Raw genomic sequence first — 15,780 nt, 5'->3', positions numbered from 1 at the left:
TAATTTTGCGAGGGCTTTATGGCTCGTACTACTCCGATTAGCCGCTACCGTAACATCGGTATCGTTGCTCACGTGGATGCTGGTAAAACCACCACCACCGAGCGCGTACTGTTTTACACCGGCAAAAGTCACAAGATGGGCGAGGTGCATGACGGCGCCGCGACCACAGACTGGATGGTTCAGGAGCAGGAGCGTGGTATTACCATTACTTCTGCTGCTATTACCGCCTTCTGGAAAGGTTCCGAGAAGCAGTACAAGGATGAGCACCGCTTCAACGTAATCGATACTCCGGGTCACGTAGACTTCACCATTGAAGTTGAACGTTCCCTGCGTGTACTCGACGGCGCTGTCGTTGTGTTCTGCGGTACCTCGGGTGTTGAGCCTCAGTCGGAAACCGTATGGCGTCAAGCCAACAAATACGGCGTTCCACGTCTTGTTTACGTAAACAAGATGGACCGTGCTGGCGCCAACTTCCTGCGCGTGATCGGTCAGATCAAGCAGCGCCTGGGTCACACCCCCGTGCCAATCCAGTTGGCTATCGGTTCCGAAGACAACTTCCAGGGGCAGATCGATCTGCTGGCCATGGAAGCTGTTTACTGGAACGATTCTGACAAAGGTATGGTTCCTGTTCGTAAGCCTATCCCTGCTGAACTGCAGGAACTGGCTGACGAGTGGCGCAACAACATGGTTGAAGCTGCGGCCGAAGCCAACGAAGAGCTGATGAACAAGTACCTCGAAGGTGAAGAACTCACCAACGCGGAAATCAAGGCCGCTCTGCGTCAGCGTACTATCGCTGGTGAGATCGTCTTGGCTGTTTGCGGTTCCTCGTTCAAGAACAAGGGCGTTCCCCTGGTTCTCGATGCTGTGATCGACTACCTGCCTGCTCCAACCGACATTCCCGCTATCAAGGGTACCAACCCTGATAACGAGGAAGAAGAAATGGAGCGTCATGCAGACGACAGCGAGCCGTTCTCGGCCCTGGCGTTCAAGATCGCTACCGACCCATTCGTGGGTACTTTGACCTTCGTCCGCGTTTACTCGGGCGTGTTGGCATCCGGCGACGGCGTGATCAACTCGGTTAAAGGCAAGAAAGAGCGCGTGGGTCGTATGGTGCAAATGCACGCAAACGCCCGTGAAGAGATCAAGGAAGTACGCGCTGGTGACATCGCGGCCCTGATCGGCATGAAGGATGTCACCACTGGTGAAACCTTGTGCGACGCTGCTAAGCCAATCATCCTGGTTCGCATGGACTTCCCGGAGCCGGTTATTTCGGTTGCCGTAGAGCCTAAGACCAAGGATGACCAGGAAAAAATGGGTATCGCTCTGGGCAAGCTTGCTCAGGAAGATCCATCTTTCCGCGTCAAAACTGATGAAGAGACTGGTCAAACGATCATCTCCGGCATGGGCGAGCTGCACCTGGACATCCTGGTTGACCGGATGCGCCGTGAGTTCAACGTCGAAGCCAACATCGGTAAGCCTCAGGTTTCCTATCGTGAGCGCATCACGAAGAACTGTGAAATCGAAGGCAAGTTCGTTCGTCAGTCCGGCGGTCGTGGTCAGTTCGGTCACTGCTGGATCCGTTTTGCTCCTGCTGACGAAGGTCAGGAAGGTCTGCAATTCGTGAACGAAGTAGTGGGTGGTGTTGTTCCTAAGGAATACATCCCTGCTATCCAGAAGGGCATCGAAGAGCAGATGAAGAACGGTGTTGTTGCCGGCTATCCGCTGATCGGCCTGAAAGCTACCGTTTTTGACGGTTCTTACCACGACGTCGACTCCAACGAGATGGCGTTTAAGGTGGCTGCTTCCATGGCTACCAAGCAACTGGCCCAGAAGGGCGGTGGTGAGTTGCTTGAGCCAATCATGGCGGTAGAAGTTGTTACACCTGAAGACTATATGGGTGATGTCATGGGCGACCTTAACCGTCGTCGCGGCATGATCTTGGGTATGGAAGACACGGTTTCCGGCAAAGTGATTCGCGCCGAGGTTCCGTTGGGTGAGATGTTCGGTTATGCGACCGACGTTCGCTCCATGTCCCAGGGTCGCGCAAGCTACTCTATGGAATTCAAAAAATACAACACAGCTCCGGCGCACATCGCTGAAACTGTATCCAAAAAACAAGGCTGATTCAGTCCTTTAGGCAAGGAGTTAATTGTCGTGGCTAAAGAAAAATTTGATCGTTCCCTACCGCACGTCAACGTTGGCACTATCGGTCACGTTGACCACGGTAAAACCACTCTGACCGCAGCTCTGACTCGCGTTTGCTCCGAAGTTTTCGGTTCCGCAATCGTTGATTTCGATAAAATCGACAGCGCTCCAGAAGAAAAAGCTCGTGGTATCACCATCAACACCGCGCACGTTGAATACAACTCGCTGATCCGTCACTACGCTCACGTTGACTGCCCAGGTCACGCTGACTATGTGAAGAACATGATCACCGGTGCTGCCCAGATGGACGGCGCGATCCTGGTTTGCTCGGCCGCTGATGGTCCGATGCCACAAACCCGTGAGCACATCCTGCTGTCCCGCCAGGTTGGCGTTCCGTACATCGTGGTTTACCTGAACAAGGCTGACCTGGTAGACGACGCTGAGCTGCTGGAACTGGTTGAGATGGAAGTGCGCGATCTGCTGAGCACTTACGACTTCCCAGGCGACGACACTCCGATCATCATCGGTTCTGCTCGTATGGCTCTGGAAGGCAAAGACGACAACGAAATGGGCACCACGTCCGTTCGTAAACTGGTTGAGACTCTGGACAGCTACATCCCAGATCCAGTCCGTGTTATCGACAAGCCGTTCCTGATGCCAATCGAAGACGTATTCTCGATCTCCGGTCGCGGTACTGTTGTAACTGGTCGTATCGAGCGCGGTATCGTCAAGGTTCAAGATCCACTGGAAATCGTTGGTCTGCGTGACACTACCGTCACCACCTGCACCGGTGTTGAGATGTTCCGTAAGCTGCTCGACGAAGGTCGTGCTGGCGAGAACTGCGGCGTTCTGCTGCGTGGTACCAAGCGTGACGACGTTGAGCGTGGCCAGGTTCTGGTTAAGCCAGGTTCGGTTAAGCCGCACACCAAGTTCGAAGCTGAAGTGTACGTGCTGAGCAAAGAAGAAGGCGGTCGTCACACTCCGTTCTTCAAAGGCTACCGTCCACAGTTCTACTTCCGTACTACCGACGTAACTGGTAACTGCGAACTGCCGGAAGGCGTAGAAATGGTAATGCCAGGCGACAACATCAAAATGGTTGTCACCCTGATCAAAACCATCGCTATGGAAGACGGTCTGCGTTTCGCAATCCGTGAAGGCGGCCGTACCGTTGGTGCTGGCGTTGTAGCTAAAATCATCGAGTAATTATCTCTTCTGAGATAGCTCTGATGTTTTGAAAAGGCCCCCGCTCAGCGGGGGCCTTTTTTATTGGGTTGACACCTATCAGGGCCGTCTATAGAATTGCGCCTCCTTTTAACGGGCGTATTGCGCTCGCTGGGAATAGCAGCCGGAGTCTGAAATCCAATGCAAAATCAGCAAATCCGTATCAGGTTGAAGGCTTTTGACCATCGCCTGATCGACCAATCCACCCAGGAAATCGTGGAAACCGCGAAACGTACTGGTGCTCAAGTGCGTGGTCCAATTCCACTGCCTACCCGTAAAGAGCGGTTCACCGTTCTGGTCTCCCCGCACGTCAACAAAGACGCGCGTGACCAGTACGAGATCCGCACTCATAAGCGCGTACTGGACATCGTCCAGCCAACGGATAAAACCGTTGATGCACTTATGAAGCTTGATCTGGCGGCCGGTGTGGAAGTACAGATCAGCCTCGGCTAAGACTTGGGTCTTAGTCGTGTAACGCTCTGAAATGGGCGGCCATAGCGGGTGAAAGCCCCGTACACTCATGAGGTTTACAACATGACTATTGGTGTAGTCGGTCGTAAATGCGGTATGACCCGTATTTTCACCGAAGAAGGTGTCTCCATTCCGGTCACGGTCATTGAGATCGAACCGAATCGCGTCACCCAGTTCAAAACTGAAGAGACCGATGGCTATCGTGCAGTGCAAGTCACTGTCGGCGAGCGTCGTGCTTCGCGCGTGACTGCTGCTCAAGCAGGTCACTTCGCTAAAGCAAACGTTGCAGCTGGTCGCACTGTTATGGAGTTCCGTCTTGAAGACGGCGACTACCAGGCTGGCGATCTGATCAACGCTGAAATCTTCGCCGCTGGTCAACTGGTTGATGTAACCGGTCAGTCCAAGGGTAAAGGCTTCCAGGGTACGATCAAGCGTTGGAATTTCCGTGGCCAAGACAACACTCACGGTAACTCCGTTTCCCACCGCGTCCCGGGCTCTATTGGCCAGTGCCAGACTCCTGGTCGTGTATTCAAGGGCAAAAAAATGTCCGGTCATATGGGCGCTGAGCGCGTGACCGTGCAGTCCCTCGAAGTAGTGCGCGTCGACGCTGAACGCAATCTGTTGTTGGTCAAGGGTGCTGTTCCTGGCGCTACTGGCGGCAACCTGGTTGTACGTCCAGCGGCCAAGGCTCGCGGTTAAGGGGAAGCTGACATGCAATTAAATGTAAATGACGCTCAAGCGATCGAAGTTTCCGAACTGACGTTTGGCGGCGAGTTCAACGAGACGCTGGTTCACCAAGCAGTCGTGGCCTACATGGCCGGCGGCCGTCAAGGTAGCAAGCAGCAAAAGACCCGTTCCGACGTTCGTGGTGGCGGTAAGCGCCCTTGGCGTCAGAAAGGTACTGGCCGTGCTCGTGCCGGTACTATCCGTAGCCCAATCTGGCGCGGCGGCGGTACCACTTTCGCAGCTCGTCCACAGGATCACTCGCAGAAGCTCAACAAGAAGATGTACCGCGCAGCACTGCGCTCCATCCTTGCTGAACTCGTGCGTACCGACCGTCTGGTCGTGGTTCAAGACTTCGCTGTTGAAAGTCCAAAAACCAAAGATCTGCTGGGCAAACTGAACAACATGAGCCTGACCGACGTTTTGATCGTGTCGGAAGCTGTTGATCAGAACCTGTACCTGGCTGCTCGCAACCTGCCACACGTTGATGTACGTGACGTGCAAGGTTCCGATCCAGTTAGTCTGATCGCATACGACAAGGTGTTGATCACCGTGTCGGCCGTGAAGAAATTCGAGGAGCTGCTGGGATGAACCAGGAACGCGTATTTAAAGTTCTGCTTGGCCCGCACGTTTCCGAAAAGGCTACGGTTCTGGCTGACAAGAAAGGCCAGTTCGTTTTCAAGGTTGCAACTGACGCAACCAAGCTGGAAATCAAGAAGGCCGTCGAAAGCCTGTTCAGCGTGAAAGTAGAGCGTGTTACTACCCTGAATGTTCTGGGTAAGAGCAAGCGCACTGCTCGCGGTCTGGGCAAGCGTAATGACTGGAAGAAGGCAGTTATCTCCCTTCAGCCAGGCCAAGATCTCGATTTCAGCAGCAGTGCTGAGTAAGGAAGGGGTGCATCATGGCAATCGTTAAATGCAAACCGACTTCCCCTGGCCGCCGTTTTGTGGTCAAGGTGGTCAACCAGGAGCTGCATAAAGGCGCTCCTCACGCACCGCTGCTCGAGAAAAAATCGAAGACTGGTGGTCGTAACAACAATGGTCGTATTACCACTCGTCACATCGGTGGTGGCCATAAGCAGCATTATCGTCTGGTCGACTTCCGTCGCAACGACAAAGATGGCATCTCTGCCACTGTCGAGCGTATCGAATACGATCCAAACCGTACTGCTCACATCGCTCTGCTGCTGTACGCAGATGGCGAGCGTCGCTACATCATCGCCCCTAAAGGCGTGAGTGCTGGTGACCAGCTGATCGCAGGTGCTCTGGCACCGATCAAGCCGGGCAACGCTCTGCAACTGCGCAACATTCCAGTTGGTAGCACCGTACACGGCATCGAATTGAAGCCAGGTAAAGGCGCGCAAATCGCTCGTTCCGCTGGTGCTTCGGCTCAGCTGATCGCTCGTGAAGGTGTCTACGTGACCCTGCGTCTGCGTTCTGGTGAGATGCGTAAAGTGCTGGCTGAATGCCGCGCGACCCTGGGTGAAGTCTCGAACTCCGAGCACAGCCTGCGTTCGCTGGGTAAAGCTGGTGCCAAACGCTGGCGTGGCGTTCGCCCAACCGTTCGTGGTGTTGCCATGAACCCGGTTGACCACCCACACGGTGGTGGTGAAGGTCGTACCTCTGGTGGTCGTCATCCGGTATCGCCATGGGGCTTCCCGACTAAGGGCGCGAAGACTCGTGGTAATAAGCGTACCGACAAAATGATCGTCCGTCGTCGCAAGTAAATAGAGGGATACGACAGTGCCACGTTCTCTGAAAAAAGGTCCTTTTATTGATCTTCACCTACTGAAGAAGATCGAAGTGGCGGCGGAAAAGAACGATCGCAAACCAGTTAAGACCTGGTCGCGTCGTTCGATGATCCTGCCACAAATGGTCGGTCTGACCATCGCTGTACACAACGGTCGCTTGCACGTCCCAGTTCTCGTGAACGAAGACATGGTCGGCCACAAACTAGGCGAGTTTGCCGGTACCCGCACTTATCGTGGGCACGTGGCAGACAAGAAAGCCAAGCGTTAAGGGGTTAGGAAATGGAAGTAGCCGCTAAGTTGTCGGGCGCTCGAATCTCCGCCCAGAAAGCCCGCTTGGTCGCCGACCAGATCCGCGGGAAGAAGGTGGGCGAAGCGCTCAACCTGTTGGCTTTCAGCAGTAAGAAAGCCGCCGAGATCATGAAGAAAGTGCTGGAGTCGGCCGTAGCCAACGCCGAGCATAACGAAGGCGCAGACGTTGATGACCTGAAGGTCAGCACCGTTTTCGTCAACGAAGGGCGTTCGCTGAAGCGCATCATGCCACGTGCCAAAGGCCGTGCTGATCGCATCGTCAAGCGGTCTTGCCATATCACTGTCAAGGTTGCTGACAAGTAACGGAGTCGAAGAGATGGGTCAGAAAGTACATCCCATTGGCATTCGCCTGGGAATCGTCAAGGAGCACACCTCCGTCTGGTACGCAGACGGTCGGACTTATGCGGACTATTTGTTCGCTGATCTGAAGGTGCGTGAGTATCTCCAAGACAAACTAAAAAGCGCGTCCGTAAGCCGTATCGATATCCATCGTCCGGCACAAACTGCACGTATCACCATCCACACCGCTCGTCCAGGTATCGTTATCGGGAAGAAAGGTGAAGATGTTGAGAAACTGCGTCAGGACCTGACCAAGCAAATGGGTGTGCCTGTGCACATCAATATCGAAGAGATCCGTAAGCCGGAGCTCGACGGTATGCTGGTTGCGCAGAGCGTAGCTCAGCAGCTGGAGCGTCGCGTAATGTTCCGTCGCGCTATGAAGCGCGCCGTACAGAACGCCATGCGCATTGGTGCCAAAGGCATCAAAATCCAAGTGAGCGGTCGTCTCGGCGGTGCTGAAATCGCACGTACTGAATGGTATCGCGAAGGTCGTGTGCCACTGCACACCCTGCGTGCCGACATCGACTATGCCAACTACGAAGCTCACACCACTTACGGTGTGATCGGTGTAAAGGTTTGGATCTTCAAAGGCGAAGTAATTGGTGGTCGCCAAGAAGAACTGAAACCACAAGCACCAGCGCCTCGTAAAAAAGCTGCTAAGTAAGGGGTACGCCAAATGTTGCAACCAAAGCGTACGAAGTTCCGCAAGCAGATGACAGGCCACAACCGTGGTCTGGCTCAGCGCGGTAGCAAAGTCAGCTTCGGCGAGTTCGCGCTGAAGTCTGTAGCTCGTGGTCGTCTCACCGCTCGTCAGATCGAGTCAGCGCGTCGTGCACTGACCCGTCACGTTAAACGTGGCGGCAAGATCTGGATCCGTGTATTCCCGGACAAGCCGATCTCCAAAAAGCCTCTCGAGGTTCGTATGGGTAAAGGTAAGGGTAACGTGGAATACTGGGTAGCCCAGATTCAGCCAGGCAAAGTCCTGTATGAAATCGAGGGTGTAACTGAAGAGCTGGCGCGTGAGGCTTTTGCCCTGGCTGCTGCAAAGCTGCCGCTCGCCACCGCCTTTGTTAAACGGACGGTGATGTGATGAAAGCGAATGAACTTCGTGAAAAATCCGCACAGCAGCTGAACGAGCAACTGCTCGGCCTGCTGCGCGACCAGTTCAATCTGCGTATGCAGAAAGCAACTGGCCAGTTGGGGCAGTCTCATCTGCTCTCGCAAGTTAAGCGTGACATCGCTCGCGTGAAGACTGTGCTCAACCAGCAGGCAGGTAAGTGATCATGGCTGAAGCCGAAAAGACTGTCCGTACGCTGACTGGCCGTGTTGTCAGCGACAAGATGGACAAAACCATCACCGTACTGATCGAGCGTCGCGTTAAGCACCCGATCTACGGTAAATATGTTAAGCGTTCGACTAAGCTGCACGCGCACGACGAAACCAACCAGTGCCACATCGGCGACAAAGTCACTATTCGTGAAACTCGTCCGCTGGCCAAGACCAAGTCTTGGGCATTGGTTGATGTTCTCGAACGCGCTGTGGAAGTCTAAGGACTAGGGGTCGGAGAAATTATATGATTCAGACTCAATCCATGCTCGATGTGGCCGATAACAGCGGCGCTCGCCGTGTTATGTGCATCAAGGTGCTGGGTGGCTCCCATCGTCGTTACGCTGGTATCGGTGACATCATCAAAGTTACCGTGAAGGAAGCAATTCCTCGCGGTAAAGTGAAAAAAGGCCAAGTGATGACTGCTGTTGTAGTCCGCACTCGTCACGGCGTTCGCCGTGCAGATGGCTCCATTATCCGCTTTGATGGCAACGCTGCTGTTCTTCTGAACAACAAGCAAGAGCCGATCGGCACCCGTATCTTTGGGCCAGTGACCCGTGAACTTCGTACTGAGAAGTTCATGAAGATCGTCTCGCTCGCCCCAGAAGTGCTGTAAGGAGATCCGACATGCAAAAGATTCGTCGTGACGACGAGATCATCGTGATCGCCGGCAAAGACAAAGGTAAGCGCGGTAAGGTGCTTAAGGTTCTCGCTAATAACCGTTTGGTTATCGGTGGTCTGAACCTGGTTAAGCGTCATACCAAGCCTAACCCGATGTCGGGCGTGCAGGGCGGTATCGTCGAGAAAGAAGCTCCGCTGGACGCTTCTAACGTCGCCATCTTCAACGGCGAAACCAACAAGGCTGACCGCGTTGGTTTCAAAGTAGAAGACGGTAAGAAAATTCGTGTCTTCAAGTCGACCCAAAAAGCGGTTGATGCTTGAACACTGCTAGGTAGATTAGACCATGGCACGACTACAAGAGATTTACCGGAAGGAAATCGCCCCTAAGCTTAAGGAAGAACTTAAGCTTGGGAACGTGATGGAAGTTCCGCGCGTTACCAAAATCACCCTGAACATGGGTCTGGGCGAAGCGATCGGCGACAAAAAAGTCATCGAGCACGCTGTTGCTGACCTGGAAAAGATCACCGGTCAAAAAGTCGTTGTGACTTACGCTCGGAAATCCATCGCTGGCTTTAAAGTCCGTGAAGGTTGGCCGATCGGCGTCAAAGTGACTCTGCGCCGTGAGCGTATGTACGAATTCCTGGATCGTCTGCTGTCGATCTCCCTGCCTCGGGTTCGCGACTTCCGCGGCCTGAATGCCAAGTCCTTCGATGGTCGTGGTAACTACAGCATGGGCGTGAAAGAGCAGATCATCTTCCCGGAAATCGACTACGACAAGATCGATGCTCTCCGCGGTCTGGACATCACCCTGACCACCACTGCCAAGAACGATGATGAAGGCCGCGCTCTGCTGCGTGCGTTCAAATTCCCGTTCCGCAACTGATTGGAGTAGGACCATGGCCAAGATGAGCATGAAAAACCGCGAGCTGAAGCGTCAGCTCACGGTTGCCAAGTACGCCAAGAAGCGTGCAGCACTGAAAGCAATCATCGTTGATCTGAACGCAAGTCCAGAAGCGCGTTGGGAAGCTACAGTAGCTCTGCAGAAGCAGCCACGTGACGCAAGCGCTTCGCGCATGCGTAACCGCTGCCGCCTGACCGGTCGTCCACACGGCGTTTACCGCAAGTTCGGCCTCGGCCGTAACAAACTGCGTGAAGCGGCAATGCGTGGTGACGTACCAGGTCTGGTTAAAGCCAGCTGGTAAGTACTTTCAACGTCCAGGCGGTCGGAATCGCAAGATACTGACCGCCGGTGACCTTGAATCTGGAACAAGCCCCTTTTGGGGCTTGTTTCATTTCCGGAGTATGTCTAAAATACGCGGCTCGCCTGAGCCCGTGTTTTTTATGCTCGGAGATTCTCGGCGACATATGTAGCCGCAAGGCTAATTTTTTTGTATTAGGAGCGTCTAGCCCATGAGTATGCAGGACCCGTTAGCGGACATGCTAACTCGTATCCGTAATGCCCAGATGGCTGAAAAGTCCGTCGTAAGCATGCCATCTTCCAAGTTGAAGGTAGCTGTTGCCAAAGTCCTGAAAGACGAAGGCTACATTGCGGGTTATCAGATCAGCAGCGAAACCAAACCACTGCTGTCCATCGAGCTGAAGTACTTCGAAGGCCGTTCGGTCATCGAGGAAGTGAAGCGCGTTAGCCGTCCAGGCCTGCGTCAGTACAAGTCCGCTGAAGATCTGCCGAAAGTTCGTGGCGGTCTGGGCGTGTCTATCGTCTCCACCAACAAAGGTGTGATGACGGATCGTGCTGCGCGCGCTGCCGGTGTCGGCGGCGAAGTTCTTTGCACTGTGTTCTAAGGGGGGATAAGCATGTCTCGCGTCGCTAAGAACCCCGTTAAGCTGCCAGCCGGTGTCGAAGTAAAATTCGCAGGCCAACAGCTTTCGGTGAAGGGTGCCAAGGGTACTCTTGAACTGAACATCCATTCGTCCGTTGAGATCGTTGAAGAGGCTGGTGAGCTGCGTTTCGCTGCTCGCAATGGCGATCAACAAACTCGCGCAATGGCCGGTACCACGCGTGCGTTGGTAAACAACATGGTCCAAGGCGTAAGCCAAGGCTTCGAGCGTAAGCTCCAGCTGGTCGGTGTTGGTTACAAAGCGCAAGCAAAAGGCACGGTTTTGAACCTTGCCCTTGGCTTCTCGCACCCAGTGGATTACGAATTGCCGGAAGGCATCACCGCTGAGACTCCTAGCCAGACCGATATCCTGATCAAGGGCATCGATAAGCAACTGGTAGGTCAAGTGGCTGCTGAGATCCGCGACTTCCGTCCACCAGAGCCGTACAAAGGCAAAGGTGTGCGCTACGCGGACGAAGTCGTCCGTCGTAAAGAAGCCAAGAAGAAGTAGGGCATAGCAAATGACCGACAAAAAAGTTACTCGACTGCGTCGCGCTCGCAAAGCACGCCTGAAAATGCACGAACTCGAAGTCGTGCGTCTCTGCGTGTTCCGCTCGTCGCAGCACATCTACGCCCAGGTCATCTCGGCCGACGGCAACAAAGTCCTGGCAAGCGCCTCGACTTTGGATAAAGAACTGCGTGATGGTGCCACTGGCAACATCGACGCGGCCACTAAGGTTGGCCAGCTGGTCGCTACGCGTGCTAAGGCCGCTGGCGTCTCGCAAGTGGCTTTCGACCGCTCTGGCTTCAAGTACCACGGTCGCGTGAAAGCGCTGGCTGATGCTGCTCGTGAAGCTGGGCTGGAGTTCTAAGTTATGTCAAATAACGACCAAAAGCGCGACGAAGGCTACATTGAGAAGCTGGTTCAAGTTAACCGCGTAGCCAAAACCGTTAAAGGCGGCCGTATCTTCACCTTCACCGCGTTGACCGTGGTTGGTGATGGTAAAGGCCGTGTTGGCTTCGGCCGTGGCAAGTCGCGTGAAGTGCCTGCTGCGATCCAGAAGGCAATGGAAGCTGCTCGTCGCAACATGATCCAAGTTGATCTGAACGGCACCACTCTGCAGTACGCTATGAAGTCCGCTCACGGCGCTTCGAAGGTGTACATGCAGCCTGCTTCTGAAGGTACCGGTATCATCGCTGGCGGCGCTATGCGTGCTGTCCTCGAAGTTGCTGGCGTTCAGAACGTTCTGGCCAAGTGCTACGGCTCGACTAACCCGGTAAACGTGGTTCACGCCACTTTCAAGGGTCTGAAAGCCATGCAATCTCCTGAGTCCATCGCTGCGAAGCGTGGTCTGACTGTCAAGGAGATCTTCTGATCATGGCTACCGTTAAAGTAACGCTGATCAAAAGCATGACCGGCCGCATCCCTAACCACAAACTGTGTGTTAAAGGTTTGGGTCTGCGTCGCATCGGTCACACTGTAGAAGTCCAGGATACTCCCGAGAATCGCGGGATGATCAACAAGGCTTACTACATGCTGCGTGTAGAGGGTTAATCGATGAAACTCAATGATCTGAGTCCAGCGCCGGGTTCCCGTCGCGAAAAGCATCGTCCGGGCCGTGGTATCGGTAGCGGTTTGGGTAAGACTGGTGGCCGTGGCCACAAAGGTCAAACCTCCCGCTCCGGTGGCACCATCGCTCCAGGCTTTGAAGGCGGTCAACAGCCGCTGCATCGTCGCCTGCCTAAGTTCGGTTTCGTTTCCCTGAAAGCCATGGATCGCGCAGAAGTGCGTCTGTCCGAGCTGGCCAAAGTGGAAGGCGACATCGTTACTGTGCAGACCCTGAAAGATGCCAACGTGATCAACGTCAACGTACAGCGTGTGAAAATCATGCTGTCCGGTGAAGTGACTCGCGCTGTCACTATCGGCAAGGGAATCGGCGCCACCAAAGGTGCGCGTTCGGCTATCGAAGCAGCTGGCGGCAAGTTCGAGGAATAAATGGCTAAGCAAGGTGCTCTCTCAGCGCTCGGCAAAGGCGGTATGTCTGAACTTTGGGCTCGTCTGCGTTTTCTGTTCCTGGCGATTATCGTCTACCGAATAGGCGCACACATCCCGGTTCCAGGTATCAACCCGGACCGACTCGCAGACCTGTTTCGACAGAATGAGGGGACCATTCTTAGCTTGTTCAACATGTTTTCCGGCGGCGCGCTGGAACGGATGAGCATCTTTGCACTGGGGATCATGCCGTACATTTCGGCATCGATCATCATGCAACTGATGACCGCCGTCAGCCCGCAGCTGGAGCAGTTGAAGAAGGAAGGTGAAGCTGGCCGTCGCAAGATTAGCCAGTACACCCGCTACGGCACTGTCGTCCTCGCCCTGGTTCAAGCTATCGGCATGTCCGTTGGCCTGGCAGGGCAGGGCGTTGCGTTCACTGGTGACTTTGGCTTCCATTTCGTCGCGGTATCCACTTTTGTGGCTGGTGCGATGTTCATGATGTGGCTGGGTGAGCAGATTACTGAACGTGGTGTTGGTAACGGTATCTCGATGTTGATTTTCGCAGGTATCGTCGCCGGTCTTCCGAGAGCAATTGGGCAGTCTTTCGAGTCTGCACGTCAGGGTGATATCAATATCTTTGCCCTGGTTGCCATCGGTTTGCTGGCAGTAGCGATTATCGGTTTTGTGGTGTTCATTGAGCGTGGCCAGCGTCGTATTGCTGTTCACTACGCCAAGCGTCAGCAGGGCCGTAAGGTTTTTGCTGCGCAGACCAGCCACTTGCCGCTGAAAGTGAATATGGCCGGTGTTATTCCGGCAATTTTCGCGAGCAGCATTTTGCTGTTTCCGGCTTCGTTGGGTACCTGGTTTGGTCAGTCTGAAAATATGGGCTGGCTGCAGGACCTCTCTCAGTCGATCGCTCCTGGTCAGCCGTTGAATATTCTGCTGTTTAGTGCAGGGATTATTTTCTTCTGCTTCTTCTATACGGCGTTGATGTTCAATCCGAAAGACGTAGCGGAAAACCTGAAGAAGTCCGGTGCCTTTATTCCGGGCATCCGTCCAGGTGAGCAGTCTGCACGCTACATTGATGGCGTTCTGACTCGTTTGACCCTGTTCGGTGCTCTATATATGACGGCCGTGTGCTTGTTGCCCCAGTTCCTGGTGGTTGCAGCAAACGTTCCGTTCTACCTTGGCGGGACCTCGTTGCTGATCGTGGTCGTGGTTGTGATGGACTTCATGTCCCAAGTACAATCGCACCTCGTTTCGCACCAGTACGAATCCCTGATGAAGAAAGCCAACCTGAAGGGCTACGGCAGCGGCATGTTGCGCTGAGTACCCCATAAGGTTCGAGGAGTTGGTGATGAAAGTTCGTGCATCGGTGAAAAAGCTGTGCCGTAACTGCAAGATTATTCGCCGCGAAGGTGTTGTTCGAGTAATTTGCAGCGCGGAACCGCGTCACAAACAGCGCCAAGGCTGAGTGTGATCCGCTTGAAGCCCGGCAGCTAGTGCGCTGCCGGGTTGATTATTTGTTATTACAGCGATATTATCTCGCGCCCTATTTCTTGGCTTCCGGGGCGTAGGTAGCTGTCAATTGGAGTCCCACTGAATGGCCCGTATTGCAGGCGTTAACATTCCAGATAACAAGCACACTGTTATCTCGCTGACCTACATCTATGGTGTTGGTCGCACTACTGCGCAGAAAATTTGCGCAGTTGCTGGGGTAAACCCAGCCGCTAAGATCAAGGATCTGAGCGACGAGCAGATTGAACAGCTGCGTGGCGAAGTCGCGAAGTTCACCACTGAAGGTGATCTGCGTCGCGAAATCAACATGAAAATCAAGCGTTTGATGGACCTCGGTTGCTATCGCGGTCTGCGTCATCGTCGTGGTCTTCCAGTACGCGGTCAGCGTACCAAGACTAACGCGCGTACCCGTAAAGGTCCGCGTAAGCCGATCCGCAAGTAATCGCCCCAGCGAATCGACAGGAAAATTATCATGGCAAAACCTGCTGCTCGTCCTCGTAAAAAAGTTAAAAAGACAGTGGTTGATGGCATCGCCCACATCCATGCATCTTTTAACAACACAATCGTGACCATCACCGACCGTCAAGGTAACGCGCTTTCTTGGGCTACCTCCGGTGGTTCGGGTTTCCGCGGTTCCCGCAAGTCCACCCCGTTTGCTGCTCAAGTAGCGGCTGAACGTGCTGGTCAAGCTGCGCTGGAATACGGCCTGAAAAACCTCGACGTTAACGTCAAGGGTCCAGGTCCAGGTCGTGAGTCTGCTGTCCGTGCTTTGAACGGCTGTGGCTATAAGATCGCCAGCATCACCGACGTGACGCCAATCCCGCACAACGGGTGCCGTCCGCCGAAGAAGCGCCGCGTGTAATCCAGGAGATTGTAAAGAATGGCTCGTTACATTGGTCCAAAATGCAAACTCGCTCGTCGCGAAGGCACCGATCTCTTCCTGAAGAGCGGCGTGCGCGCGATCGAATCGAAGTGCAACATTGAAGCAGCACCTGGTATCCACGGCCAACGCCGCGGTCGCCAGTCCGATTACGGCACCCAGCTGCGTGAAAAGCAGAAGGTCCGTCGTATCTACGGCGTTCTCGAGCGTCAGTTCAGCGGCTACTACAAAGAAGCTGCTGGCAAGAAAGGTGCAACCGGTGAAAACCTGCTGCAACTGCTCGAATGCCGTCTGGACAACGTTGTATACCGTATGGGCTTTGGTTCTACTCGTGCCGAATCCCGTCAGCTGGTATCGCACAAATCGATCAGCGTTAACGGTCAGACCGTAAACGTTCCGTCCTACCAGGTTCGTGCTGGTGACGTGGTCGCAGTTCGCGAGAAAGCAAAAAACCAACTTCGCATTGTCCAAGCTCTCGATCTGTGTGCCCAACGTGGCCGCGTAGAATGGGTAGAAGTAGACACTGAGAAGAAGTCGGGCGTTTTCAAGAACGTTCCTGCTCGCAGTGATCTGTCCGCCGACATCAACGAAAGCCTGATTGTCGAGCTCTACTCCAAGTAAGGGCTAGAAAATAGGTGCATCC

Annotated in this window: 28 protein-coding genes; all 28 read left to right on the top strand. The window is 54.2% G+C overall.

All coding sequences use genetic code 11. The features are described 5' to 3' along the window. The first annotated feature begins 18 nt into the window (after positions 1–18). The 28 genes from fusA to rpsD all read left to right on the top strand — a co-directional run bounded on the left by fusA (position 19) and on the right by rpsD (position 15,758). On the top strand, positions 19–2,124 hold the full coding sequence (fusA, locus tag AC0IYH_RS23770; protein ID WP_116629460.1) for an elongation factor G: 2,106 nt from the start codon (positions 19–21) through the stop codon (positions 2,122–2,124). 30 nt (positions 2,125–2,154) lie between these two features. Further along, a complete protein-coding gene (tuf, locus tag AC0IYH_RS23765) occupies positions 2,155–3,348 on the top strand; it encodes an elongation factor Tu (RefSeq protein ID WP_003176426.1) in 1,194 nt (397 codons plus the stop codon). A gap of 159 nt (positions 3,349–3,507) precedes the next feature. Then, positions 3,508–3,819 carry a 30S ribosomal protein S10 gene (rpsJ, locus tag AC0IYH_RS23760; RefSeq protein ID WP_003186070.1) on the top strand — a complete coding sequence of 104 codons (312 nt, stop codon included), beginning with the start codon at positions 3,508–3,510 and terminating at the stop codon, positions 3,817–3,819. Between the two features lie 81 nt (positions 3,820–3,900). Beyond that, positions 3,901–4,536: a 50S ribosomal protein L3 gene (gene rplC / locus AC0IYH_RS23755; protein ID WP_003194649.1), complete on the top strand. Its 636-nt coding sequence runs from the start codon at positions 3,901–3,903 to the stop codon at positions 4,534–4,536. Between the two features lie 12 nt (positions 4,537–4,548). Then, positions 4,549–5,151: a 50S ribosomal protein L4 gene (rplD, locus tag AC0IYH_RS23750; protein WP_003176424.1), complete on the top strand. Its 603-nt coding sequence runs from the start codon at positions 4,549–4,551 to the stop codon at positions 5,149–5,151. Next, the gene (gene rplW / locus AC0IYH_RS23745; protein ID WP_002555488.1) at positions 5,148–5,447 is read left to right on the top strand and encodes a 50S ribosomal protein L23; all 300 of its coding nucleotides are present in this window, start codon (positions 5,148–5,150) and stop codon (positions 5,445–5,447) included. Before rplD ends, rplW begins: the two co-directional genes overlap by 4 nt. A gap of 14 nt (positions 5,448–5,461) precedes the next feature. Then, complete coding sequence (gene rplB, locus AC0IYH_RS23740; protein ID WP_003176423.1) at positions 5,462–6,286, top strand: 50S ribosomal protein L2; 825 nt, start codon at positions 5,462–5,464, stop codon at positions 6,284–6,286. A 16-nt stretch (positions 6,287–6,302) separates the two neighbouring features. Then, a complete protein-coding gene (gene rpsS / locus AC0IYH_RS23735) occupies positions 6,303–6,578 on the top strand; it encodes a 30S ribosomal protein S19 (RefSeq protein WP_003232420.1) in 276 nt (91 codons plus the stop codon). Positions 6,579–6,589: 11 nt separating this feature from the next. Next, positions 6,590–6,922 (top strand): 50S ribosomal protein L22, encoded by a 333-nt coding sequence (gene rplV / locus AC0IYH_RS23730; RefSeq protein ID WP_003103908.1) that lies wholly within the window; start codon positions 6,590–6,592, stop codon positions 6,920–6,922. A 13-nt stretch (positions 6,923–6,935) separates the two neighbouring features. Continuing rightward, entirely contained in the window at positions 6,936–7,622 is a 687-nt protein-coding gene (rpsC, locus tag AC0IYH_RS23725; RefSeq protein WP_003176422.1) for a 30S ribosomal protein S3, read from the top strand. A 12-nt stretch (positions 7,623–7,634) separates the two neighbouring features. Continuing rightward, positions 7,635–8,048, top strand: coding sequence for a 50S ribosomal protein L16 (gene rplP / locus AC0IYH_RS23720; protein WP_003232424.1), 414 nt, complete (start codon positions 7,635–7,637; stop codon positions 8,046–8,048). After that, the gene (rpmC, locus tag AC0IYH_RS23715; RefSeq protein ID WP_002555481.1) at positions 8,048–8,239 is read left to right on the top strand and encodes a 50S ribosomal protein L29; all 192 of its coding nucleotides are present in this window, start codon (positions 8,048–8,050) and stop codon (positions 8,237–8,239) included. Before rplP ends, rpmC begins: the two co-directional genes overlap by 1 nt. 2 nt (positions 8,240–8,241) lie before the next feature. After that, the gene (rpsQ, locus tag AC0IYH_RS23710; protein ID WP_003176419.1) at positions 8,242–8,508 is read left to right on the top strand and encodes a 30S ribosomal protein S17; all 267 of its coding nucleotides are present in this window, start codon (positions 8,242–8,244) and stop codon (positions 8,506–8,508) included. 23 nt (positions 8,509–8,531) lie between these two features. Next, positions 8,532–8,900, top strand: a complete 369-nt coding sequence (rplN, locus tag AC0IYH_RS23705; RefSeq protein WP_002555479.1) for a 50S ribosomal protein L14 — start codon at positions 8,532–8,534, stop codon at positions 8,898–8,900. An 11-nt stretch (positions 8,901–8,911) separates the two neighbouring features. Then, positions 8,912–9,226: a 50S ribosomal protein L24 gene (rplX, locus tag AC0IYH_RS23700; protein ID WP_003176416.1), complete on the top strand. Its 315-nt coding sequence runs from the start codon at positions 8,912–8,914 to the stop codon at positions 9,224–9,226. Positions 9,227–9,248: 22 nt separating this feature from the next. Then, a complete protein-coding gene (gene rplE, locus AC0IYH_RS23695) occupies positions 9,249–9,788 on the top strand; it encodes a 50S ribosomal protein L5 (protein ID WP_003194642.1) in 540 nt (179 codons plus the stop codon). A 13-nt stretch (positions 9,789–9,801) separates the two neighbouring features. Continuing rightward, positions 9,802–10,107, top strand: a complete 306-nt coding sequence (rpsN, locus tag AC0IYH_RS23690; RefSeq protein WP_003176414.1) for a 30S ribosomal protein S14 — start codon at positions 9,802–9,804, stop codon at positions 10,105–10,107. Positions 10,108–10,315: 208 nt separating this feature from the next. Further along, positions 10,316–10,708 (top strand): 30S ribosomal protein S8, encoded by a 393-nt coding sequence (gene rpsH / locus AC0IYH_RS23685; protein ID WP_010566853.1) that lies wholly within the window; start codon positions 10,316–10,318, stop codon positions 10,706–10,708. Between the two features lie 12 nt (positions 10,709–10,720). Further along, on the top strand, positions 10,721–11,254 hold the full coding sequence (gene rplF / locus AC0IYH_RS23680; RefSeq protein ID WP_003176412.1) for a 50S ribosomal protein L6: 534 nt from the start codon (positions 10,721–10,723) through the stop codon (positions 11,252–11,254). A 10-nt stretch (positions 11,255–11,264) separates the two neighbouring features. Next, positions 11,265–11,615 (top strand): 50S ribosomal protein L18, encoded by a 351-nt coding sequence (gene rplR / locus AC0IYH_RS23675; RefSeq protein WP_003186037.1) that lies wholly within the window; start codon positions 11,265–11,267, stop codon positions 11,613–11,615. Positions 11,616–11,618: 3 nt separating this feature from the next. Then, the gene (gene rpsE, locus AC0IYH_RS23670; protein WP_003176409.1) at positions 11,619–12,119 is read left to right on the top strand and encodes a 30S ribosomal protein S5; all 501 of its coding nucleotides are present in this window, start codon (positions 11,619–11,621) and stop codon (positions 12,117–12,119) included. A gap of 2 nt (positions 12,120–12,121) precedes the next feature. Next, a complete protein-coding gene (rpmD, locus tag AC0IYH_RS23665) occupies positions 12,122–12,298 on the top strand; it encodes a 50S ribosomal protein L30 (RefSeq protein ID WP_003176408.1) in 177 nt (58 codons plus the stop codon). A 3-nt stretch (positions 12,299–12,301) separates the two neighbouring features. After that, positions 12,302–12,739 (top strand): 50S ribosomal protein L15, encoded by a 438-nt coding sequence (gene rplO, locus AC0IYH_RS23660; protein ID WP_003176407.1) that lies wholly within the window; start codon positions 12,302–12,304, stop codon positions 12,737–12,739. Continuing rightward, positions 12,740–14,068: a preprotein translocase subunit SecY gene (gene secY / locus AC0IYH_RS23655; protein WP_003194637.1), complete on the top strand. Its 1,329-nt coding sequence runs from the start codon at positions 12,740–12,742 to the stop codon at positions 14,066–14,068. A 28-nt stretch (positions 14,069–14,096) separates the two neighbouring features. Further along, positions 14,097–14,213, top strand: coding sequence for a 50S ribosomal protein L36 (gene rpmJ, locus AC0IYH_RS23650; RefSeq protein ID WP_002555468.1), 117 nt, complete (start codon positions 14,097–14,099; stop codon positions 14,211–14,213). Positions 14,214–14,342: 129 nt separating this feature from the next. After that, a complete protein-coding gene (gene rpsM / locus AC0IYH_RS23645) occupies positions 14,343–14,699 on the top strand; it encodes a 30S ribosomal protein S13 (RefSeq protein ID WP_003194635.1) in 357 nt (118 codons plus the stop codon). Positions 14,700–14,729: 30 nt separating this feature from the next. Continuing rightward, positions 14,730–15,119 (top strand): 30S ribosomal protein S11, encoded by a 390-nt coding sequence (gene rpsK / locus AC0IYH_RS23640; protein WP_002555466.1) that lies wholly within the window; start codon positions 14,730–14,732, stop codon positions 15,117–15,119. 18 nt (positions 15,120–15,137) lie between these two features. After that, complete coding sequence (gene rpsD / locus AC0IYH_RS23635; protein ID WP_003176404.1) at positions 15,138–15,758, top strand: 30S ribosomal protein S4; 621 nt, start codon at positions 15,138–15,140, stop codon at positions 15,756–15,758. Positions 15,759–15,780 lie beyond the last annotated feature (22 nt).

The sequence above is a fragment of the Pseudomonas sp. AC463 genome (genome assembly GCF_979253585.1).
The sequence above is the reverse complement of the archived record's forward strand: the minus strand, read 5'-3'. Positions and strand labels throughout refer to the sequence as shown.